We start from the raw sequence: 16,380 nt of genomic DNA on the forward strand, positions 1-16,380 counted from the left end.
AATAAGGGTAGAGAAAAAGAGGGTAAAAAGGTGATCGAAAAAAAACGGAATCCTAGATCACAATCGCCGGAATACGCACATAGTTGTTACAACAATGTAACTGTCAAGTATGCCATAATCAGTGGCATTGATTTTTGCTTCTGCACCGGAGCGATTTAGTATTGATATAAGTGAAAGTTATTGGTCACGGATTTATGATAATTAAGTGGCCAGACAATTGATTAATAAAAGAATTTTTGCGTGAGATAAGGGAAGTGACTAAGTAGTTAAGTTATGTTGTTGTACTTTATGGAAGTACGGGGGCTGCCGTCCCAGCTTACGAGATACTCGCAGCAGTAAAAACCAAGCAGAGTTAATCGTTAAAGTTAATGCATCATCAGTTCGAGTTGGTAACACATGAAACTTCAAGTCAATAAGTAACATCAGGAAAGACAGAATCTGACGAAACAGTGTTATGGTATGTGGAGGCTGTGTTGCTATACCTCTTCGTTTCAATGAATTTCTTCTAGGTATATAACGCACTTCGGGATCACACCCCAAATTGCCAATTAGAATTACCTTATTAACACTAAGATTGGTCATTCGTTTATTCTTCGATCCTTAACTCAGCTTCCACTCGTTTGCACCCATACTGCACGGTACAGTTTTCATTTCAGGTGAACATTGGTTCATCCTCGATTGATGTTGTTAAGCTGCTATAGTTTTATGTTTATAACTATTAATCATAAATCCCCTTACAGATTTATCGTGCTTATCCACGAAAAGAAATCGTGAACGTAGTGAGTTAAGCCCATTAGTGAACAAAGCAAAAAATTAACACTTGCAAATCGCAATATGTACCTTATTGCCTCTTCTTGATCTTTGGTTAACGTACCTCCCTTTAGTAATTTTTTTAGAGTTCGAATATGTTTGATGTAGTTAATAAGTGTGGAAGGTCTCATAAATCATTTTCTCCGATAAATGAGGATTCCACCAACTATCAATCGCCATGAGTGGAATGGCATTTTTAGACTAACATGCAGATTTATATAAATAAAGATCAATCTTTGCGAAGTCAAAACCTATGCTAAGCATCAAGAGTAAAGTGGTTTCATATAGTGTCTATGGAAGATCACTTTGGTTAATGCGAACGATATAGTTTTACTATAGCTTTATGCCCGTTTTCGCATTTACCAAGCCTATAGGTACAGCTGGGCATAGCTGGAACCTGGGTTTGTTGAGCGATTTACGAAACAGCTTGTTTCGTAAATCAATGCCTGCTTTTTTATTCTGGCGATAAGCTATAGCCAAATTGAATCCACCCAATTGTGCAATAACCTGTTGCATAATTGGAAACAAACAGACTTAAGACGTGTTGAATCTAAAAAGGAATGTGCAAAAAATGCACATTCCTTATCGCTAAGATCTGTTTATGAATGCTTTGCTGTCAGTGCTGGCGGCTCATCAACTACCGAGGTTTTCTCGGTAGTTGAACTGTTGCAAAATGTGCAACAGTCAAACTCAGTTGCGCAACAAGCTGTAGCCAAATTAGATATCCCTAATTGTGCAACAGCCTCTGCACAAACTACTTAAAACACTTCTGCCCCATTCCTTTCTAGCTGTGCTCAACCTTTCAAATCATATTAGGGTGATTTAACTTACTTTTTCTTATCTATGTTAGAGGTGTACCTGTTGTTGTTACTGGTTTATTACTCGTAACCCCTTATCTGTTAGTCCTTGCATCACAACTTCAGACAGATTGCGGTCGGTAATCACGCCATTGATTTGCTCGATATTCAAGGCATGGAAACTCGCGATTTGGCCATATTTGGTAGAATCTGAAACCAAATAACTGGTTTGGGCGGCGTTAATGATCGCCTTCTTAACTAAAACTTTGTTCTCATTCGGTGTAGAGAGTCCTTTTAAGCTCCATGACGATGAAGAGATAAAAGCAATATCGATATTCATCCCATTAAGGAACTCAGCCACCTTGCTGCCAATCGTTGATAGGTTTTCGCGATCAATCTTGCCACCCGTGTGGTAGAGCTCGCATTGACTGTGATTCATCAAAAAAGCAGCGATAGAGAAATCATTAGTAATCACAAGAAGATCATCACGATCGACAATCTGATGAGCGATCTCCAGCGAGGTTGTGCCTGCATCCAGATAGATGGTTGCATCCTTCTCAATCAGTGTTGCGGCAAGCTTACCGATGTGCGCTTTCTCATCGGCTTGCTGTTCTACTTTTGCATCGTGTGACAATTCTGCGTGCAATGCCTGTGCTAATTGAACCCCACCTGATACTGAAATGACCTTACCTGAAGACTCGAGCTTCACAATATCTCGACGAATGGTCATGTGTGACACATCAAGGTGCTCAGTTAAGTCCGAGATGCTTAACAGTTCCTGATGTGAAAGTAGGGACAAAATGGCTCTTTGACGTTCTGCTGGGATCATAGTTTCACTTCACTATTCTTGTTTTTCAGTATCCTACCAACATTTCAGAGATATGTGAATATCTGTGAATTTATGTTCCATTTATGGAGTTACGCTTCTTATTCCTTTTCTATTTGATCAAATAAATGTGCCCCAAAAGGGGTAAATCGCCCTATTGTGTTAAATTGTGTGAAAAGTGTGACTTCATACTGAGTCCTAATGTTGAGTTTCACATATAATCACAGCCAGCAAACAAAAATTAACAAATTTAAGTTCAATATTTACCAAGAAGGCATTGTTGCTATGAGTGAAGTTCAATCTGTCGGTGTTATCGGTTTAGGTTCTATGGGTATGGGCGCAGCGAAGTCATGTGTGCGTGCAGGCCTTGATGTATATGGCTTTGACTTAAACCCACAAGCTTTAGAAGAGCTGGGTTCACTTGGTGCGAAAGCGGTTTCTACTAATGCAGTTGAGTTTGCAGACAAGCTAGATTCGGTTCTTGTTCTGGTTGTGAACGCAGCGCAAGTTAATACGGTCCTGTTCAAAACAGATCTTGCTGCGGCACTTAAGGCAAATACGCCAGTTATGGTTTCGGCAACCATCTCAGCTGAAGATGCAAAACAAATTGAAGCGAAGCTGGCTGAGCACAATCTAGTCATGCTAGATGCACCGGTTTCTGGTGGTGCGGTGAAAGCAGAAGCGGGTGAGATGACCATCATGGCATCTGGCGCACAAAGCACGTTTGATGCACTTGAACCGGTACTGAACGCAACGGCCGCTAAGGTTTATAACATTGGTGAAGCGATTGGTCTTGGTGCAACGGTGAAGATTATCCACCAATTGCTAGCAGGCGTTCATATCGCAGCAGGTGCCGAAGCAATGGCATTAGCAGCACGTGCAAATATCCCTCTTGATCTGATGTACGACGTGGTGACCAACGCAGCGGGTAACTCTTGGATGTTCGAGAACCGCATGAAGCATGTGGTAGACGGTGACTACTCACCAAAATCTATGGTCGATATCTTTGTGAAAGATCTAAATCTCGTATCGGACACCGCAAAAGATCTGAAATTCCCACTTCCTCTATCAAGTGCAGCACTCAACATGTTTGTAAGTGCAAGCAATGCAGGCTTTGGTCAGGAAGATGATAGCGCTGTTATCAAGATCTTTGATGGCATCGAGCTTCCAGGTGTGGAAAGCAAACAGAAATAAGCGCAAGTAAATCGGAGAAGAAATTATGTTATTAGGCGTTATCGCAGACGACTTTACTGGCGCAACCGACATTGCAGGTTTTCTAGTAGAAAACGGCATGCGCACAGTTCAGCTTAACGGTATTCCAAAAGAAGAGATTGATGTAAACGCAGACGCGGTTGTAATCAGTCTTAAATCTCGCTCTTGTCCTGTGGACGAAGCAATCAATAATTCAGTTGCAGCGCTTAAGTGGCTGCAAGCAAACGGCTGTCAGCAGTTTTACTTCAAGTACTGCTCAACTTTCGACAGCACAGCAGAAGGCAACATTGGTCCTGTCACGGATGCACTGCTTGCTGAGCTAGGTGAAGCGTTCACTATGGTATGTCCTGCACTGCCGGTGAATGGTCGCACGGTTTACAACGGCCATCTGTTTGTATTCCAAGACCTGCTGAGTGACTCAGGCATGCGTAACCACCCAGTGACACCAATGACAGATTCAAGCCTTATTCGCATGATGGATGCTCAATCTCAAGGCACTTCAGGCTTAGTAAATTTCCAAGTGATTGAGCAAGGCTCACAAGCGGTCACTGAGCGTTTTGAAGAGCTAAAAGCACAAGGCAATCGCTACGCAGTGGTTGATGCATTTAATGCTGAGCACCTTGTCACTCTTGGCCAAGCAGCGAAATCTCTAAAATTGGTTACTGGCGGCTCAGGTCTGGCGGCAGGCATTGCCAAGAACTGGGTTGAACACTTAGAAGACCAAAGCGATGCGAAGCAAGCGGGTAATCCTGCAAAAGCACCGACGGTCGTGTTCTCTGGCTCTTGTTCAGTCATGACGAACCAACAGGTTGCGATTTATAAAGAAAAAGCGCCGCATTTCGCGATTGATGTGAAGGCGTGCCTGACGGACGAAAGCTACTCAAACCAAGTGTTTGATTGGGTGATGACAAACATTGAAAGTGAGTTTGCACCACTGGTTTACGCAACCGCGGATGCAACGGCACTAAAAGCCATTCAACAAGAATTCGGCGCGCAGGCATCAAGCCACGCGGTTGAGCAATTCTTTAGCCAGCTAGCCATCAAACTTCAGCAGCACGGCGTGAAAAACTTCATCGTTGCTGGTGGTGAAACCTCTGGCGTTGTGACTCAAAGCCTCGCGGTGAAAGGCTTCCATATCGGTCCTCAAATCGCACCGGGTGTGCCTTGGGTGAAATCGGTAGAAGGTGAGCTTTCTCTTGCTCTGAAATCTGGCAACTTCGGCGATGAAAACTTCTTTGCCAAAGCGCAGTCGTTCTTTGCATAAGTGAGGCTGTGATGAGTAAAGAAACAATGACAGAACAACAACTGCGAGAGCAAATGGTCACGATGGCGCGTTCTATGTTTGAACGTGGCTATGCGACAGGCGGTGCAGGCAACCTTTCTTTGAAACTGCCAAATGGTCACTTTCTGGCAACGCCAACGGGCTCATCGTTTGGTCGCTTGGTTGCTGAAGAACTTTCGGTAGTGGACATTGATGGCAACCATATCTCTGGTAAGAAGCCATCGAAGGAAGCGGCCTTTCACTTAGCGATTTATCGCAATAATCCAGAATGTAATGCGATTGTGCACCTGCACTCGACTTACCTGACAGCGCTTTCTTGCCTAGACGGTTTAGATCGTGAGAACGCAATTAAAGCCTTCACGCCTTACTTTGTGATGCGTATTGGTGAGCTACCAGTGATTCCTTATCTGCGCCCGGGCGATCCGAAAATTGCAGAAGAGCTTGCGCAGCGAGCAGGGGATTACCGTGCCTTCTTGCTGGCGAACCATGGCCCAGTAATCACAGGTATAGATTTTGAAGATGCAGTAGACAACGCGGAAGAGCTAGAAGAGACCGCAAAACTGGCGTTCATTCTTAAAGACAGCAACATCCGCTACCTAACGGATGCAGAGGTTCAAGACTTAAAAGGGAGAGGTAAATAATGGCTAAGTTCGCAGCAAACCTGACCATGCTATTCACAGAAGTTCCGTTTCTAGAGCGTTTCGAGAAAGCGCACCAAGCGGGTTTCAAAGCAGTGGAATACCTTTTCCCATACCCATTTGAAGCTCAAGAACTCGCAAACAAGATGACGCAGTTTGGCTTTGAACAAGCCCTGTTCAATATGCCTCCGGGCGATTGGGATGCAGGCGAGCGTGGCTTTGCAGCTATACCAGGTCGTGAAGAAGAGTTCAAAGCAAGTGTTGAAACTGCACTGATGTATGCCAATGCGCTGAACTGTAAAAAGGTTCACGCCATGTCTGGCATTGTTGATGCGCGTTTCACGCGTGAACAGCACGTTGATACCTTTATCTCGAACATCCGCTACGCAGCAGACAAGTTCGCAGAGCAGGGCATCGAGCTGATGATTGAGCCTCTGAACAACCGCGATGTGCCGAACTACTTTGTCGCGCATCAACGTGAAGCCGTAGAGCTTATCAAGCAAGTGGATCGTCCAAACGTGAAATTGCAGCTCGACCTATACCACGCACAAATTATGGATGGTGACCTAAGCACATTGATTCGCGATGTTGCACCTTACACCGGTCATATCCAAATCGCATCAGTACCAGAACGACATGAACCGTCGGAAGGTGAACTGAACTACCCGCACCTATTCAATGTTTTGGATGATTCAGGTTACCAAGGTTGGATTGGTTGTGAGTACAACCCAAGAAACACAACAGAACAAGGTCTCGGTTGGGTCAAGCCGTACCTGTATACCGAAACCGATATTAAAACTGAATAGTTTTAGCTCAAGAAAGACGTGATTTAACAAAGATTAAATCGCTTGCATAAAAAGTGCAGTGGGTGCCCCCAATATCGCCCAACTGCACTCACCCTACACAATAAGAAACAAAAGGACATCAAAATGGACGGAGCATTGATAGGCATTGTAATTGGTATTATTGCCATGATGGGAATGATCGTGAAAACACGTATCCCAGTAGCACTTGCAATGGTTATTTCGAGCATCATCATGGGTCTATTCGCTGGAATGGCACCAACAGAGTTGATTGATGCAATCAAAGCAGGCTTTGGCGGCGTGCTTGGCGGTATCGGTCTAATCATCGCGTTTGGCGTGATCATGGGCGCGTGTTTTGAACGCTCTGGTGCAGCGGTTCGTATGGCGAAAACATTCGTTAAGCTGTGTGGTAAAGGACGTGAAGATCTGGCGCTTGGTTTCACCGGCGTACTAGTAGCGATCCCTGTATTCTGTGACTCTGCGTACATCATTTTACACTCTCTTGTTCGCGCAATTTCACGTGACACAGGTAAATCAGCAGTAGGTCTAGGTGTTACGTTAGCACTTGGTCTTCTTATTACTCACGCACTTGTGCCGCCAACACCGGGCCCAGTAGCGGTTGCAGGTATCCTTGGCGTTGACCTAGGCGAATACATGCTTTGGGGTCTGATGGTATCAGTACCTATGATGCTGCTATCGATGATCTACATCCGCCGCGTAGGTAACGAGTACTACCGTGTGCCAAATGGTGAAACGTGGATCACGAACCAAGCAGATTGGGCAAACCTAGAAAAAGTAGAAGCAACAGACGACAAAGATCTGCCGAGCAACTTCCTTTCTTTCGGCCCAATCCTAGTACCTATCGCACTTATCCTAATCAATACCTTGGTAGGTAAAGGTGATACAGCACTTCACACGACATTGTCGTTACTTGGTAACCCAGTTGTTGCCGTTGGTCTTGGTGTGCTGATGGCGCTTTACGGTCTAACTCGCCACATTGAGCGCAAAGACATGGTTGGGTCAATGGATGATGCACTATCAACAACAGGTCTAATCCTAGTAGTAACAGGCTGTGGTGGTGCAATGGGTGCAGTACTAAAAGCATCTGGTGCAGGTCCACAAGTTGCTGAAGCTATCGCAAGCAGCGGTATCCCACCACTACTAGTACCATTAGCAATCGCATCTATGCTGCGTCTAATTCAAGGTTCAGCTACAGCATCAATGATGGTAGCAGCAACCATGACGTTGCCATTGGTTGAAACACTTGGCCTTGACCCAGTATTCGTAGCACTAGCGTGTGCAGTTGGCCCAGTCGGCTTCTCACACCTAAACGACTCTTACTTCCACATCATCAACCGTACGCTAGGTATCACAGAGCTAACGGATCAGCTGAAGATTTGGTCGGTATCATCGACGATTGCATGGGCAATTGGTGCATCCATCATAATGGCGCTAAACCTAGTATTTGGTAAAGGTGGCACGATTATCGACCCACTAGTACCAATCGCAGTTCTTGCAGCAGTGATTGTCTGGGTGAAATCGAAAGACAAGACAGCAAAGCAAAATCTAGCTACAAACTAATCAAATTTAACAAACCAAAGTGAAAAACTTCCAATAAAGTCGTTGGAAGTTTTTCTATGCAATAGCGAAAAGTAGATTGTAATGGATTACCAAAACGGGTCACTCGATTAGAAGTTTTGCATACCTCAGATAATTCATTTTAAGCTAATTTAGCAAAGCCACTGACACGCTTTTGTCCACAAATGAGTTAGCATATACTGAGGTAAAGTTCTTGAGCATTAAGCGGTTGTAAGAAAGTATCTTACAGGTCGAAATCTGAATTGATAAGATGCTAAAGTTTATGTCATCTTATGCTTCATTTTTATGCTAATTTATGGTGCAAAACAAGTGCTAACAATCTGATATGTAGTTAGCGCTTATGTCAGCTTATGGTGCAAGCAACAGCGTTTGCTAAATAAAATCAGCATCTTACCTGCGAAATTACTCAAATTATAGCCTAGGTGATCCACTTGATGTGTATTACTTGAAGCTGTTATGGCAACAAACCTCTGGTTATCTCCGCACGGTATCTGGTACTTCCGTAAAGTCTATCTCCTGCCTTCGGACAAAGGTAAAGAAACTCGAAAAAGCCTGAGAAGACGGTGTAAGCGTACTGCCAAAGAGCAAGTGATCAACCTGTTGGCTTGCGAGCAGTCATCTCGCAGCTCTTCTCAACCTTCGTCCCCTAGCTCATACACTGCCCCCACATTAGCTGTCACGGTTACACCTGATTATCTGTCCAACACCTTGAGCGTTATATTGAGGTTAAGTCACGGCGCTGCTGTGAGCGTGAATTACTGACGATCAGGCGCTTTATCACTCGGTACATTACGTATCCCTGGCAAGACAGCACCTCGTCTACAGAGCCCACATCATTAACTTGTTCTACAAAACGCAACTTGATTCACATAACGTTGAGCAGCGCCAAAGAAATCTAGACTTGTGGTGATAGAATTGCCTGCTTTTATAGACGTTCGTGGGCTCTAAGTGTCCAAGGGCGGTAGCATGGAATTTTGATACTGAATAGGTATGTCTACGGTAGGTTTTGATCGTGGCTCAAATCACTGAGCTCTTATAGAAATATACGAAAGCAGGCGCATATTTCGTTCATATATCTACCGATATCCAGGAGATTTACGAACAGGGTTCGTTGAATAAAATGTTAGGCAACCCGAAATATTAGCCTAGCAGATTTAATTGCTGATAAATCGTTTCAAAAAATTTATAGCATCACTAATTTGAGAAAAATAATGGAAGTTTTTGAAAGAATGTACAATATGATTATAGAGTCACCTGCTATAGTCATATTTCTAATTATTGCCTCACTCTTGGTGAATTACTTATTTAGTCGAAATGCGATCAAAAAGAAAGAATACATATTGGAGAAAATCCCACAGAGTGACGAAGATGTGTATCTGGATGTTAAAGTAGCTCACTCTTCACGAACATTTGGAGCAGCGAGAGTTTCGTGGCATAGAGCTGAGATTATTTTTAGTCGTAACACTATATTTTACATTGCTTATAGTAGGTTAGGCCCAATTAGGATGTATAAAAATGTTATGCAATTGTATATCCCTGGCTCGAACTTACAAGACCAATTAATAAAAGATAAATTTTCACCAATCCAATCAATTAAGTTCATAGAAGACAAAGTAATAATCAAATTTGCTTGGAGTAGTCCGGTGATTAAAAGCACGTTAACACTCAAAGGTATTGATCACGAAGAAACTATTCAAGCTATCAAAAAACAGCTCGATTTAGATGCTCTTCAATCGATGTGAGGTAGGATAAGCGTACCTGTAAGGTGTGACACTCATCTTTATGCTATTGATTGCCTAACAAGGCAATCAAGGGTGATGCGTTTGACTCGGCGGTTTTGGTATGGGGTTCAGTGTGCTTGGCTGGTTCAGCGGGGCACACCTTATTGCAGGCGTTATGCACCTAGAGCCAAGATTTTCAATGGTAGATAGTGCATCGCTTATTTCCACGATTTCTTTGGCCATTCGTTTGCCGAAAGGCTGCCTGAAAGTCCGGGGGTAAGCTTGTTGTTGCCTTCTCTGCTGCCTTTGATTCTGGCAATTCAACATCATAATTTCAACGTTGCTCAGCTGTAAAAGTGTTGGCGCATTTCTTTGCCTATTGGTTTGGTGCAGCAGCCAAGCTAGTCCGTATCAGGTCGTCATGCAGGTTTCTCTGGTCCAAATCGTTGAAAATGAATCGGAATTATCAGAGTATGAATTTGTTGTCTGTATGACGCAGATTTATCATACGTGGAAGGACTTTCGGCCAAGTATGATCGTATTAATGGATGGAGTTGCATAACAAAGGTATCAAGGTGACGCGTTTGACTCGGCATTTTTGGTTTGGAGTTTAGTGGATTTGGTAAGTTCATCGTGGCGCACCTTATCCCAGGCGTTATAAATCAGAGCACAGGCAACAGGGGCGCTTGTTGTTTTGTAGGTCAAGCTTAGCCGCTACCAAGCCGATCTTTCCAGGCTGTATTTCTGATCGTTGCTTGTTTACCGTGGAAAGGGAGCCTGCCTTCTTAGTCCGCAGCACACTTGATTTGCATGTCGTGCATGCTGCAATTAATGCCTGAAACTTCATCGAATGATGGTCTCAACTTTGGGCTAGAGGTTGTCAATTTTCAACCCTTGGCAATAATTCCCGAGGCTTCCGATTTAATCCCTTGGTAAAGAGCTGTTCTTTGTCCGGAGGCTCCGGATTTTGTTAATTGGTTCCAAAAGTTGCGCTCCAATACCAGACCGGATTTCAACAGTAGGATAGGATGTTTGGCTTCTAGGCAGTTAAAACTGTTAGCGGTAGCGTTTCTGGTAACTGATTGTAATTTCGTCGTTTTTTATAACAAGGCAATCAAGTTGACGCGGACGCACGGCGGTTTTGGTATGGAGTCCGGCGCACTTGGTAGGTTCAACGTGGCGCAACTTATCGCAAGCGTTAGGCACATAATGGCATAAAGGTATTTTCCCGTGAGGATAATTATCATACAATTGTGTGTTATAAATTATAAGGAAGTAAATTGCTGTGTGTATGATTAGATTTTTGTTTCTGCCTCTATTACTTGTTTCATCTATGGCGGCAGCTCGTCCTGATAATATTTATGACCCATCAAGGGACGCATTTAGTGATTATCAAAATGCGAGGATATCAGCTTCCTCAAAGCATCAAAATATATTCGTCATCGCGGGTGGAAATTGGTGTTCATATTGCTATAAATTTGAGCGTAATTTAAAAGAGTCTGCACTTGATCTAGTAATAGAAAATAATTTCATTTTAATGAAAGCTAATTTCGGTGATGGAAATGATAATGAAAGATTTTTCTCTTTATTTCCTGAGATTACAATCTATCCGCATATTATGATTATTTCACCTGAGGGTAAATTACTTGAGTCCACAGTACCTTCTACAGAGAGTGAGTTTAGGGGTTTATTGTCAAAATATGCTGTTACCGCGACAAGTGCCTAACAAGGCAATCAAGGTGACCCGTTACACTCGGCGGTTTTGGTGTGAAGTTCGGTGCGCTTTGTTAGTTTAGTGCGGGGCACCTTATTGCAGGCGTTAGCCCTTGAATTGAGTTCGGTTTATGAACGTAAATGTGTGATATATCAACCGATTAAATTTTAATTGGCTCTCAATGTCTTTTGTTTCATCATGTTCTATGATTTTTTAATGTCATTATAACCCTATTTCAACTAATAGGGATTTAGAGTTATGGTTAGACAATGTCCTGCGATATCGAATATATCATTTGATCAAGATAGTTTAGATGCAATCGCTGAAATTCAAGATATTCATGATCTAAAAAAATATGGTCGTATCGCAGTTTTTCTTGGCCATTTTTTAACTATATTTGGTGGTGTGGGTCTAAAGGGGGCCTCGGGATCTGGTGCTTTAAGGTTAGAAAATAAAATGTTATTTAAGCTTGGTGCTTCTGATGCAAATCAAGCCAGTTGGAACTTGACCCAAGTTAATTGGGAATATTTTCTCATGTCTTTTCAAGGATTAGACCGATTAGCTCTACAGCAAATAGAAAAAATAGCATATAGGCAAGCTCATTTACATATATCAAAATCTAAAGAGTATCAATTCTGGCGTTCTATCTACTTAGGGTGTACACCAAATGTTAAATAGATTTTTGTTGCTTGCTTTATGTTTATTGTCATTTTCAGCTCATTCTGAGTTAACTGAAGAGATGAAATATGGTTCAGTATTGCTTCAAATAAATGTGGCTAAATTTGAGGAAAAGCAAACGGAGTGTATGAGTCGTGTTAGAGATTATAGGTTACCAGTTGAGGAGAGAGAAGTACTTAAAAAGCTTGATACTAGTATTTCAAAAGGGCTGTATTTCTTGTATAAAAAATCATTTGATGATTGTACTCAACCTGAATTATTTGAGCTTTCACAGACATTACTTCAATTGCAAGAGCTGAATAAAAAAGAAAATAATAAAATTATTAATGAGCAAATTCGTCTAATAAGACAATTGGTGTTTACTGGTTCCGATATATCCAATCAAAGGTTTTATGACTCTCTGTCAGAATTCGAGAAGGAGATACTTGAGAGTATTCCGTCATTCAAAAAGCCATTTGATTCTCTTCAAGTATTAGATGTTATTCAAAGCTTTTCTCAAGCCGAGTAAACACATTTGGCTAACAAGGCAATCAAGGGTGACGCTTTACATTCGGTGGGTTTGGTATAAAGTTTGGTGCGCTTTGCTGGTTCAGCGGGGCGCACCTTATTGCAGGCGTTAGTTTGCTAGTCGAAAATTCAGAACTTACGCAGTTAAAGATTGGCAAAATACTCGTCTTAGGATTGTTAGGTTTGGTACTAGATTAGATATGGGTCTTGGTATCCGCAATATAGCGAGTGAGTATAGGTCAAACTTGGCATTCGTCCGATACTCACTATTAAAACTTGGTTTTAATGATTTACTTTGGCATTAGTAGCTAGATACAAGATTTTGTACTACCTGAGTTTGATGTTCTATCTCTTTTTTTATGCTCATAACATATTCAAGAGCGCTACGAGCTTTTTCATCCCTTACCTCTTCGATACGCTCGTCATTACCAAGGTAATTAGCTGAATGCTCAACCGCCTTGTCGTATGCACTCTCGGCGAGCACTAGTTTATCAATTAGCTCTGACAGTTTTGCTTTCGCCGCATTAAGTTCGCTAGCCTTATCACTCATCTATTTACCCTTATCCTTATTAATTTATCTTGTGTACCTGATTAGCCTACCAATGTTGCAATTGCTTTATGGTGGCTTAAAGGTTTGTTTAGTATACAGTAAATGGTTTAAAGTAAGCTAACAAACTGTTCAAGAGGGATTCGCAACGCGTGGCATTTTTACTATGCGTTGTTTTTAGTGTTTAAGGTGATATGCGGTGGCTTAGGTATTGCGTTGCTCACCCCTTAACAGGGCGTTAACTGGCACTCAGAATTTCGAGGTTTTTGTGAAACAAGCAGATCAAATAATAGAGCTATTGAGCGATACATCTTTTCCTCAAGTAGTTTTGCTCGATGGAGCATGGGGAAGTGGGAAGACGCACTTTATAAATAACCACCTAATCGATAGAATTGAACAACAATTCCAACAACAAGTTTACTTCTTTTCTTTATATGGAATTTCAAGTATTGATGATTTTAGAGATAAGATAATTTCTTTATCGCTAACAGATCAAGAAGAAGCGTCTGTATTTGCTAAATATTTCTCCAAGGCGGTTGATGGTGTTGCAAACAATTTAGGTGAAAGAGGTGTTGGAGCTGTTCTAAGTGGTGCTGCTGGAGCATATAAGTATAAACTATATGGCGAGCTTGATAACTGCGTATTAATCTTAGACGATCTAGAGCGCGTTTCCGATGGAAAATTGATTAAAAATATTTTAGGTGAGTGTTTAAGCTTAGCAGAGTCAAAAGACATAAAAGTTGTATTTGTAGCGAATGAAGAAAAACTTGATTGTAAAAATGACATAGAAAAAGTATTTGCCGATAAATACAAATTTAACTTCACGCACGAGGAAGTTGTGGCAATTCTAAAAGGTACTTATGAAAGTATCGATGATAAATTAGCCAATGAACTTCTTTTAAATATCACATCGATTGATTCACGAAATATACGCGTATTAAAAAGGGCCATAGCAAAGTTCACGCGAATTAAAAGTGAGATTGAAAAAATTGATAATGTTATTCTTGATCAAGCGCTATCTAGAGTATTGGGAGACATCATTAGAATTTGTTGTGCGAAGTTCGAGCATGGCTTTTCTAAAGAGAAAATCATTGATGCAATTGACACTAGAGTCATTCGTCAAATGACAAAAGATACCGAAGAAGTCGAGAATAGTGAATATGAAAAGTTAGACAACATTTTCAGTGATAGCTTCTATGGGGTGAATGAAAAGTTAATAAGTTATTGCTGTGATGGGCTCTATGAGTTCGACGATTTAAAAGAAGAACTCAATCTACCAATAAAGCAAACACTTCTTGATGCCATGAAATCAATGTGGGTACAAAATCAGTTAACCGAGGATGAATTTAAAAATGGTGTTGAGTTACTCGAGGGAGTCATTTCAACAGCAACTGATATAAATGCTTATGAATGGTTCAGTATTTGTGATACCTATATTTATATGCTAGATAATAAGATTATAGCACCGTCTAAATATTCCAGAGAGGAATTGTTAGATATGTGCAAAAATGCCGAAATAAGCCGTTTTACGGTGCCAGTTGTGCAAGATTCATTTGACCACGATTTCCGTACTCATTTTTATGACCAAGAGGTAAGTAAGTTATATTATGCGAAGAAAGATGAGCTTGATATTTTGGCTAAGGAAAATAAGAACTCGGAATTTTCTAAAAAATTTACGAAATCTTGGTCTAACGTTCAAAATGAAGCTCATCAAAATCTGATGCATACTCCCATTTACCAAGATATTGGTGTCGATGTAATGAAGGATGCCCTTCTTTCATGGTCTAATGAAGATCTATTCCAGTTCGTTAGGTTCAATAAACATAGATATAGGTTTAATAATATTCAAGACTTTTTTGAACCTGAGATTGAAGCTCTTAAAAACATATCTGCAATGCTTGTTGTATTACGTGATGAGTTAGGCTTCGGACTTAAAGTTGCTAACATAGGTGAGATTCATGCTTGCTTTGTTGATGCTTATAGTCGAATGGAAACGAACTTAGGTAGAAAAAAGGCTAACGTCGACGAAAATGCCAGTTAAAAAACTGTTTAAGAGTGATTCGCAACGCGTGGCATTTTTACTATGCGTTGTTTTTAGTGTTTAAGGTGGTATGCGGCGGCTTTTGTATTTCGTTGCTCACACCTTAACAGGGTGTTATGAAGTTTTTGATTTTATGAGCCTTACATAGCGATTTATTTGTTAATAGGCATGTTTATTATTGGTAGTGTTAATATTTATTTTTTCAAATTGTTTGAATTAGAATGATATAAGCAGAGTTTAGAATGAAGTTTAGAAAATATTTTTTAATAATTTTATTACCTTTTTTTGTTGGTTGCGGATCTAGTGGTGATAGCAATGAAAAAAATAATAGAGTCGAGAATCCAACATCTACAACATCTACAACATCTACAACGAGACCAAAAATAGTGTCAGTTAATGTGGAATTAAGCTCAAATAGTATATTTGCAGGTGATGTTATCAATTTAGTTGCTATTGCAACTATGTCGGATGGAACAAAATACACTTTTGATAACAGTGGGGCTGAAGTCAAGTGGTCAATTTTAGCTCAACCTGAAGAGGAAAGTAAGATCGAAGAAGATACAGGAGTCTTAACTGTTGGTAATGATTCTGCTGGGCAGATTATCGTTAAAGTGACTGGTATTGGAGAAAAGTGGGATGGGCAACAGGAAGTGTCTGTTACAGTAAAACCTATTGTAGTGACATCAGTATCTATTTCATCTAGTAAAAGTACTATTCGCCCGAATAGTACGCTACAGCTTACAGCTTCAGCAATGTTATCGAATGGTACAACACATGTATTTAGCCAAGATGGAACTGAAATAAAGTGGAGCATAATTAGTCAGGATGGAAGTAGTGCAATAATTGATGAGAAGACTGGCATTCTTAGCTCTGGTTTAGATTCTGTTGGTAATATTGAGCTGCAGGTGACTGGATATAGTGATTTGTGGAGTGGAATTCAGAATCATCAAGTTAAAGTTTTCTCTCCCGTAAAAAGTATTGTAACTACAGGTGAAACATTCGTAGCTCTAAAAGAGGATGGAACTGTTGTTAAGTGGGGTAAGATAAATTACGGTGTAGATTATGAATCAATTGCTGGGAAATTGGTTGATGTAAAGGCTATATACTCAACAATAGGTTCCTTTTGTTGTGGTCAACTAATTCCGGACACTAAGTTAAGTCGATTTTCTACTTCAGCTGGTGCGATTCCACCACTATAACTGTGT

At 41.1% G+C, this 16,380-nt stretch carries 14 protein-coding genes; 12 read left to right on the forward strand and 2 right to left on the reverse strand.

Translation table 11 applies throughout. The features are described from left to right. Window positions 1–1,677: 1,677 nt before the first annotated feature. A complete protein-coding gene (locus BIT28_RS00665; RefSeq protein ID WP_075761717.1) occupies window positions 1,678–2,436 on the reverse strand; it encodes a DeoR/GlpR family DNA-binding transcription regulator in 759 nt (252 codons plus the stop codon). A gap of 282 nt (window positions 2,437–2,718) precedes the next feature. Between BIT28_RS00665 and ltnD the strand changes: the two genes are divergently transcribed. The 10 genes from ltnD to BIT28_RS00720 all read left to right on the forward strand — a co-directional run bounded on the left by ltnD (window position 2,719) and on the right by BIT28_RS00720 (window position 12,588). After that, window positions 2,719–3,627, forward strand: a complete 909-nt coding sequence (gene ltnD / locus BIT28_RS00670) for an L-threonate dehydrogenase (protein WP_075761730.1) — start codon at window positions 2,719–2,721, stop codon at window positions 3,625–3,627. A 25-nt stretch (window positions 3,628–3,652) separates the two neighbouring features. Continuing rightward, window positions 3,653–4,909 (forward strand): 3-oxo-tetronate kinase, encoded by a 1,257-nt coding sequence (gene otnK, locus BIT28_RS00675; protein WP_075761718.1) that lies wholly within the window; start codon window positions 3,653–3,655, stop codon window positions 4,907–4,909. 11 nt (window positions 4,910–4,920) lie between these two features. After that, window positions 4,921–5,568: a 3-oxo-tetronate 4-phosphate decarboxylase gene (otnC, locus tag BIT28_RS00680; protein WP_175577472.1), complete on the forward strand. Its 648-nt coding sequence runs from the start codon at window positions 4,921–4,923 to the stop codon at window positions 5,566–5,568. Further along, entirely contained in the window at window positions 5,568–6,371 is an 804-nt protein-coding gene (gene otnI, locus BIT28_RS00685) for a 2-oxo-tetronate isomerase (protein WP_075761719.1), read from the forward strand. The genes otnC and otnI overlap by 1 nt, the downstream gene beginning before the upstream one ends. A gap of 123 nt (window positions 6,372–6,494) precedes the next feature. Then, a complete protein-coding gene (locus BIT28_RS00690; RefSeq protein WP_075761720.1) occupies window positions 6,495–7,949 on the forward strand; it encodes a GntP family permease in 1,455 nt (484 codons plus the stop codon). Window positions 7,950–8,423: 474 nt separating this feature from the next. Beyond that, window positions 8,424–8,729, forward strand: coding sequence for a hypothetical protein (locus BIT28_RS29205; protein ID WP_139310417.1), 306 nt, complete (start codon window positions 8,424–8,426; stop codon window positions 8,727–8,729). A 449-nt stretch (window positions 8,730–9,178) separates the two neighbouring features. Further along, window positions 9,179–9,709 (forward strand): hypothetical protein, encoded by a 531-nt coding sequence (locus BIT28_RS29450; protein WP_175577473.1) that lies wholly within the window; start codon window positions 9,179–9,181, stop codon window positions 9,707–9,709. 1,270 nt (window positions 9,710–10,979) lie between these two features. Next, window positions 10,980–11,414 carry a thioredoxin family protein gene (locus BIT28_RS00710; RefSeq protein WP_075761724.1) on the forward strand — a complete coding sequence of 145 codons (435 nt, stop codon included), beginning with the start codon at window positions 10,980–10,982 and terminating at the stop codon, window positions 11,412–11,414. A 246-nt stretch (window positions 11,415–11,660) separates the two neighbouring features. Further along, the gene (locus tag BIT28_RS00715; protein ID WP_075761725.1) at window positions 11,661–12,080 is read left to right on the forward strand and encodes a hypothetical protein; all 420 of its coding nucleotides are present in this window, start codon (window positions 11,661–11,663) and stop codon (window positions 12,078–12,080) included. Then, on the forward strand, window positions 12,070–12,588 hold the full coding sequence (locus tag BIT28_RS00720; protein ID WP_075761726.1) for a hypothetical protein: 519 nt from the start codon (window positions 12,070–12,072) through the stop codon (window positions 12,586–12,588). Before BIT28_RS00715 ends, BIT28_RS00720 begins: the two co-directional genes overlap by 11 nt. Before the next feature lie 300 nt (window positions 12,589–12,888). Here the strand turns inward: BIT28_RS00720 and BIT28_RS00725 are convergent, their stop codons facing one another. Next, entirely contained in the window at window positions 12,889–13,137 is a 249-nt protein-coding gene (locus BIT28_RS00725) for a hypothetical protein (RefSeq protein ID WP_075761727.1), read from the reverse strand. 265 nt (window positions 13,138–13,402) lie between these two features. Between BIT28_RS00725 and BIT28_RS00735 the strand changes: the two genes are divergently transcribed. Both BIT28_RS00735 and BIT28_RS00745 read left to right on the forward strand, forming a co-directional pair. Beyond that, window positions 13,403–15,175, forward strand: a complete 1,773-nt coding sequence (locus BIT28_RS00735) for a P-loop NTPase fold protein (protein ID WP_075761733.1) — start codon at window positions 13,403–13,405, stop codon at window positions 15,173–15,175. Window positions 15,176–15,417: 242 nt separating this feature from the next. Then, window positions 15,418–16,374, forward strand: coding sequence for a hypothetical protein (locus BIT28_RS00745; protein ID WP_075761729.1), 957 nt, complete (start codon window positions 15,418–15,420; stop codon window positions 16,372–16,374). Window positions 16,375–16,380: the final 6 nt, after the last annotated feature.

It is taken from the genome of Photobacterium proteolyticum, assembly GCF_001939735.1.
In the GTDB taxonomy this organism is placed as follows: domain Bacteria; phylum Pseudomonadota; class Gammaproteobacteria; order Enterobacterales; family Vibrionaceae; genus Photobacterium; species Photobacterium proteolyticum.

Excerpts from the sequence above, each read along its gene's own strand:
- BIT28_RS29205 (WP_139310417.1), top strand. The coding sequence starts at position 8,424 with ATGGCAACAAACCTCTGGTTATCTCCGCACGGTATCTGGTACTTCCGT.
- BIT28_RS00745 (WP_075761729.1), top strand. The coding sequence starts at position 15,418 with ATGAAGTTTAGAAAATATTTTTTAATAATTTTATTACCTTTTTTTGTT.
- BIT28_RS00720 (WP_075761726.1), top strand. The coding sequence starts at position 12,070 with ATGTTAAATAGATTTTTGTTGCTTGCTTTATGTTTATTGTCATTTTCA.
- otnC (WP_175577472.1), top strand. The coding sequence starts at position 4,921 with ATGAGTAAAGAAACAATGACAGAACAACAACTGCGAGAGCAAATGGTC.
- BIT28_RS00710 (WP_075761724.1), top strand. The coding sequence starts at position 10,980 with ATGATTAGATTTTTGTTTCTGCCTCTATTACTTGTTTCATCTATGGCG.
- BIT28_RS00715 (WP_075761725.1), top strand. The coding sequence starts at position 11,661 with ATGGTTAGACAATGTCCTGCGATATCGAATATATCATTTGATCAAGAT.
- BIT28_RS00690 (WP_075761720.1), top strand. The coding sequence starts at position 6,495 with ATGGACGGAGCATTGATAGGCATTGTAATTGGTATTATTGCCATGATG.
- otnK (WP_075761718.1), top strand. The coding sequence starts at position 3,653 with ATGTTATTAGGCGTTATCGCAGACGACTTTACTGGCGCAACCGACATT.
- otnI (WP_075761719.1), top strand. The coding sequence starts at position 5,568 with ATGGCTAAGTTCGCAGCAAACCTGACCATGCTATTCACAGAAGTTCCG.
- BIT28_RS00725 (WP_075761727.1), bottom strand. The coding sequence starts at position 13,137 with ATGAGTGATAAGGCTAGCGAACTTAATGCGGCGAAAGCAAAACTGTCA.
- ltnD (WP_075761730.1), top strand. The coding sequence starts at position 2,719 with ATGAGTGAAGTTCAATCTGTCGGTGTTATCGGTTTAGGTTCTATGGGT.
- BIT28_RS29450 (WP_175577473.1), top strand. The coding sequence starts at position 9,179 with ATGGAAGTTTTTGAAAGAATGTACAATATGATTATAGAGTCACCTGCT.
- BIT28_RS00665 (WP_075761717.1), bottom strand. The coding sequence starts at position 2,436 with ATGATCCCAGCAGAACGTCAAAGAGCCATTTTGTCCCTACTTTCACAT.